This window comes from Clostridium sp. KLE 1755 (assembly GCF_000466465.2).
GTDB classification, from domain to species: Bacteria; Bacillota; Clostridia; order Lachnospirales; family Lachnospiraceae; genus Eisenbergiella; species Eisenbergiella porci.
Window position 1 is genome coordinate 1 of record NZ_KE992654.1, and the last position, 678, is coordinate 678.

The window sequence follows — 678 nt, forward strand, 5'->3', positions numbered from 1 at the left end:
CCTGCGCAGCTAAATGCGCTGACCTGCTGAACAGTTATAAAAAATTTTTCTTTAGTCTGTCTCTTCAATTCAGCCCATTACGCCGTTCAATTTAGCATAAATATAGGTATCTTTCCAAAGAGGCCTGTTTTCGTCATCTTTCCAGAAATAAACATTTTGTCTTAAATGTGCTTCTCTCTCAAACCCCAGTTCCTCTAACAATTTCCAGGAACTTGGGTTTTCAGGATCACACTCAGCAAAGATTCTATGTATACCCTGTGAAAATGCCTGTCCCACTAAAGCCAGACAGCTTTCCTTTGCATAACCTTTTCCCCAATAATCCTGGTTAAATACATATCCTATTTCAAGCGACTCAAAATCCCTATTTCCCAGATACACATTTCCTATCATTTTATGGCTTTCCTTTAATTCAACAGCAGTCATTTCATCTGTTGAAATCCTCCATTCAAGATTATGCCTTACTTCATCCATGCTCATAGGCCTGTAAGGTTCAAATTTTACCACCTCCGGATTTGATAAATATTCGTACAAATCCTGTAAATCACTTTCCCTGTACCTTCTTAAAATCAATCTATCTGTTTCTGCGATTACAGTTATCCCTTCCAAAAGTATTTCTCCTTAAATCTTTTATGCTCCTGCTGCTTTTTACATTTCAATCCACGAGGCTGTATAAGCCTC

At 37.9% G+C, this 678-nt stretch carries 1 protein-coding gene; it reads right to left on the reverse strand.

Annotated features, from left to right (window positions below):
• Positions 1–69: 69 nt before the first annotated feature.
• Positions 70–606: a GNAT family N-acetyltransferase gene (locus tag HMPREF1548_RS02135; RefSeq protein WP_021634038.1), complete on the reverse strand. Its 537-nt coding sequence runs from the start codon at positions 604–606 to the stop codon at positions 70–72.
• Between the last annotated feature and the right edge of the window lie 72 nt (positions 607–678).